Origin of the sequence: Lactobacillus sp. (assembly GCF_051893255.1) — a bacterium.
Lineage (GTDB): Bacteria > Bacillota > Bacilli > Lactobacillales > Lactobacillaceae > Lactobacillus.
In genome coordinates this window covers 20,529-24,536 of record NZ_JBJFHB010000076.1, presented here as the reverse complement: position 1 = coordinate 24,536, position 4,008 = coordinate 20,529, and the positions used below count along the sequence as shown (strand labels likewise).

At 49.2% G+C, this 4,008-nt stretch carries 5 protein-coding genes and 1 pseudogene; 1 reads left to right on the top strand and 5 read right to left on the bottom strand.

Annotated elements, in window-relative coordinates; all coding sequences use genetic code 11:
* From ytpR to ACI4WN_RS07425, 5 genes are all read right to left on the bottom strand, one after another.
* A partial coding sequence (gene ytpR, locus ACI4WN_RS07445; protein WP_439777643.1) for a YtpR family tRNA-binding protein occupies positions 1–635 on the bottom strand: 635 nt, incomplete at its 3' end.
* A 22-nt stretch (positions 636–657) separates the two neighbouring features.
* Positions 658–978 (bottom strand): thioredoxin family protein, encoded by a 321-nt coding sequence (locus ACI4WN_RS07440; protein WP_009558288.1) that lies wholly within the window; start codon positions 976–978, stop codon positions 658–660.
* A gap of 87 nt (positions 979–1,065) precedes the next feature.
* Positions 1,066–1,725 carry a tRNA (guanosine(46)-N7)-methyltransferase TrmB gene (gene trmB / locus ACI4WN_RS07435; RefSeq protein WP_439777642.1) on the bottom strand — a complete coding sequence of 220 codons (660 nt, stop codon included), beginning with the start codon at positions 1,723–1,725 and terminating at the stop codon, positions 1,066–1,068.
* A gap of 48 nt (positions 1,726–1,773) precedes the next feature.
* On the bottom strand, positions 1,774–3,015 hold the full coding sequence (locus tag ACI4WN_RS07430) for an ABC transporter permease (protein WP_439777641.1): 1,242 nt from the start codon (positions 3,013–3,015) through the stop codon (positions 1,774–1,776).
* Positions 3,008–3,754 carry an ABC transporter ATP-binding protein gene (locus ACI4WN_RS07425; RefSeq protein ID WP_439777640.1) on the bottom strand — a complete coding sequence of 249 codons (747 nt, stop codon included), beginning with the start codon at positions 3,752–3,754 and terminating at the stop codon, positions 3,008–3,010. Before ACI4WN_RS07425 ends, ACI4WN_RS07430 begins: the two co-directional genes overlap by 8 nt.
* A gap of 111 nt (positions 3,755–3,865) precedes the next feature.
* On the opposite strand from ACI4WN_RS07425, the pseudogene ACI4WN_RS07420 reads away from it, so the two are divergent.
* Positions 3,866–4,008 (top strand): annotated as a pseudogene (locus ACI4WN_RS07420) (HIT family protein); the annotation flags it as partial.

The window sequence follows — 4,008 nt, the reverse complement described above, 5'->3', positions numbered from 1 at the left end:
ACGCCGCTGGCGAGCAATTCGTCGCACTTGGTTGGTTCGAATTCGTCCCCAACCTTAAAGGTGTCAGGCACAACCATGATGCCGCGCTTTTGCGGAGCGTGGGCCAAGCCCAGTTCCCGGGCTGAGCAGATCATGCCATCTGATTCAACGCCGCGCAAGGCGCCTGGCCAAATCTGTGCGCCGTTTGGCATCAAGGTGCCAGGCAAAGCGACAACCACCTTTTGCCCTTCAGCAATGTTAGGTGCACCGCAGACAATTTGGTGGTCTTGGCCGTCACCCACGTCAATTTGGGTGATGTGCAAGTGGTCGCTGTCTGGGTGCACTTCGCAGCTCTTAACGTAGCCATAAACCAGAGTTGGCTTGGCAACTTCCAGCTTGTCGCTAAAGCCTGCTTCTGCCAACTTTTGGTTCAAGGCAGCTACTTGATCTGCATCAAGCTTAACTTGGCCGTTTGGCAGCTTGTCGTAGTCCAAAACTTCGTTTACGTTAAAGAAGTTGAAGCCGGTCAGCTTGCCCTTTTCGTCAGTAACGCGGGTAACGTCAGCCTTTTCTTCAAACTTGCTTTCGCCTTCGCCTTGAGCCAGGATGACGATCAAGGTGTTAGGATAACTTACTTTATTAATGCTAGTGATCATTAGATCAGGGTCCCTTCTTTATCTAGTCAACTGACCGTAAAAAAGCTTCGACTTCCTGCTTCGTTTTGCGGTCTCCATTAACTAGTCTACCAATTTCTTGGCCATCTTGGTAGACAACAAATGAAGGAATTCCCATAATATTCATTTCTTTGCAGAGGTCAATGGAGCCATCGCGGTCAACCTTGATGAACTTGCTGTCCGCAAAGTCGGCTTCAATGCTTGGCATGGCTGGATCGAGGAAGCGGCAGTCTGGGCACCAGTCTGCTGAAAATTCTACGACCGTGCGGCCTGCTTTGACTAAGTCGGCCAGCTTGGCCTGGTCTACTACCTTGTAATCTTCCATAGGTTTCCTCCTACTTACTTTTAATAAGAAAACTGCTTACTAGTATTCTAACTGATTCTCCTAGAAAAGCAAGTCTTTTGTCTTCGACTAATTTTTGGGCAAAAATTGAGCGTGCAGACAGTAGATTGGCTGCCCCTTAGATGCAAACTTGTGCTCATATTCGGTTTCCACGTTAGCTTCCACGATTTCTGCTTTTTCATGGTGGAGGTCAACGGAGACAAAGTCAAAATGCATCCCGTAGTTGTTCATGCTTTGGACGGAATAAGCATAAAGTCCAGAGTTGTCAGTCTTGAACTCAATCATGCCATCTGCGGTCAAGACCTTTTGGTATTCTGCCAAAAAACTCTTGTAAGTCAAACGCCGCTTTTCGTGGCGGGTCTTTGGCCAGGGATCAGAGAAGTTCAGGTAGATCTTGCTGGTGGAATTTTCACCAAAGTAGGCTACCAGGTTAGCCGCATCAGCGCAGAGGATTTGCAGGTTGTCTAAACCCTCATCCAGCTTCTTTTTCAAGATAATGCCGGCTGCGGTCTTTTGGATTTCCATGGCCACAAAGTTGGTTTCCGGGTGTTGCTTAGCCAGGGTGGTGATAAATTGACCCTTGCCTGAGCCAATTTCAATTTCAATCGGGTGGTCATTGCCAAAGCGGGCTGCCCAGTCAATCTTTTCGCTTGGGTCTGGCCGGTCTAAGGCACTTTCTGGGTGCTGGTCAACGAGGTCATTTGCCCATGGCTTGTTCTTTAAACGCATAAATTTCTTCTCTTTCTATTTTGTCTTATCTTCTATTTTGCTAAAAAATTATTTTCTTCTGCCGCTCTTCTTCCCGTATCTCGCTCGCTTCTCTACCTCCTTAGTCTTGTAAGGCAGGTAGGACTTGGCTAAAAGCAAGGTCCAAAGGAGCAGCAGGCCAACTGAGAGGATTTTTTCTTTAGGCAAAGCGATCAGCCACACGGCGGCAACCACGATCGCCTGTAAAAAGAGCGCCCAAGAAAGAACCCGGCTAAGGTCTTGCCCCTTCTTTGCCTGGTCAATCGGGTAGACCCGGTACATGATGTTCCGGTCATAGTTTTCCGCCAGTGGTAAGAGCTGCCAGACCGTCAGGTAGAGGATCAAGAAGGCAATCGGCACCGTCCAGGTCCAGTCGGCAATCATCAGGCTAATCAAGACAATGAAGGCCGTCATCCGGGCCAGCAGGTTCAAGTATTCTGGGTTCCGCAACAGCGACCGGCGGAACAAGAAGCTGTTGGCAGTTTCCTTTTTTAAGCTTGGCAAAAGGAAGTCCAGGTACTTCCGCCGTCTGATGTTGACCCGCTTCTCCCGCACGTCAGTAAACAGCGAGAAGGCTGTGTAGACTAAGTCTTTGCGCTCAGTTTCATAGTCGATGGCGTATTGCCAATCAAAGACCTGTCCCTGCCGCTTTTCCCCTCTTTTTTTCAGGAAAAAGGAAGCCGCAACCGGGATCAAGATGACGATTCCAGCGATTTGCGGGATGAGGTAAAGTGCGGCTAAAAGCATGGTCAGGTTCAAGCCCCGAATCAGCCAGGACGCCTTTTTTACCCGGTGGTCAAAGGTAAATTCCTGACTGACCACTTGCTGCTCGGCCATTTTACCCCAGTAAAGGGCCAAGACCAAAAAAAGATAGTTGCTACCGTTTAAGCCAACCTTCAAGCTGGCAAAAGGATAGAGGATGGCTGCCGTGATCCCGATCAAGATGGCGGGAAGCAGGCGGCTGTAGCCCCGCATCTCGTCCAAATAGTTTTTAACCGCGTCGTCTTGGGTAAAAAGAAACTGCCGGTCCGCTTCTTGAAACAGCGTAACCAGCTTTCCCGGCAGGCTGGCAATCCAAAGGATGCCGGCCAAGATCAAGGGATAGTACCACTTACCCGCCGGCAAGACCTTCATGATCTTGGCATACCAGAACATGACTGCCCCAAAGATGAAAATCAAGGCCAAGACGAAGAAGTCGTTAAAGACCAGGGCCAGGTACTTGGTCGACTGCTTGAAGTTGGCGCTCAGCCTTTTTTTCGCTAATTCACGCATGCTGATCCCTGCTCTCTTCTTGGTATAAGACCTGGTAGAGCTTGTCAAAGGAGTCGGTTTCCTTTAAGCCGTAGTGCGCCCGGATCTCCGGCAAGCTGCCGACAAACTCGATTGTCCCCTGGTTTAAGATGGCGTAGGTCTTGATGGCCTGCTGGGCATCAGCCAAAACGTGGGTGGTCATCAGCACTTCTCTGCCATCAGCACAGGCCTGCTTGATCAAATCGATAAAGTTGGCTACCGCCAGTGGGTCAAGCCCCGTGAAAGGCTCATCGATCACCAAGAGCTCGGCCTTGGTCAAAAAGGCGCAGACAATCATCACCTTTTGCTGCATCCCCTTAGAAAAGTGGACTGGCAGCCAGTCCAGCTTGTCTTGCAGGCGGAACATGGTTAAAAGCTCATTCGCCTTGTCCCAAGAGTCTTCGCCTAGGTCATAAGCCAGCATCGTCAGCTCTAAGTGTTCCTTCAAGGTTAATTCCGGGTAAATCACCGGCGTTTCCGGAATGTATGCTACTTTTTTCTTAAATTGGGCCGGCTGCTTGGCGAGGTCCACCCCGTCCAAAGTGATCGTGCCCTTTTGCGGACGGAGCAGGCCCAGCAGGTGCTTGATGGTGGTGGACTTGCCCGCCCCGTTTAGGCCGATCAGGCCCAGGGCTTGCCCTTTTTCCACCGTTAAATTCACGTTCTTGATGACCGGGATGCCGCTATAGCCTCCCGTTAAGTTTGTAATTTCTAGTGTCATTTTTCTCGTCTTTCATGTTTTTGTCTCTTTAATATGATAGCATGAAGACAAGGATAATCTAAAAGATAAAGATAGATAACCCGATAAATATGAAAAAAAGAGGTACGAAAAATGACTGAATCAAACTTAGTAGACGACTGCCTTTTCTGCAAGATCATTAGAGGCGAAATTCCTAGCTACACCGTTTTTGAAAATGATGACGTTAAGGCCTTTTTAGACATTTCCCAAGTCAACGAAGGCCACGTCTTGATGGT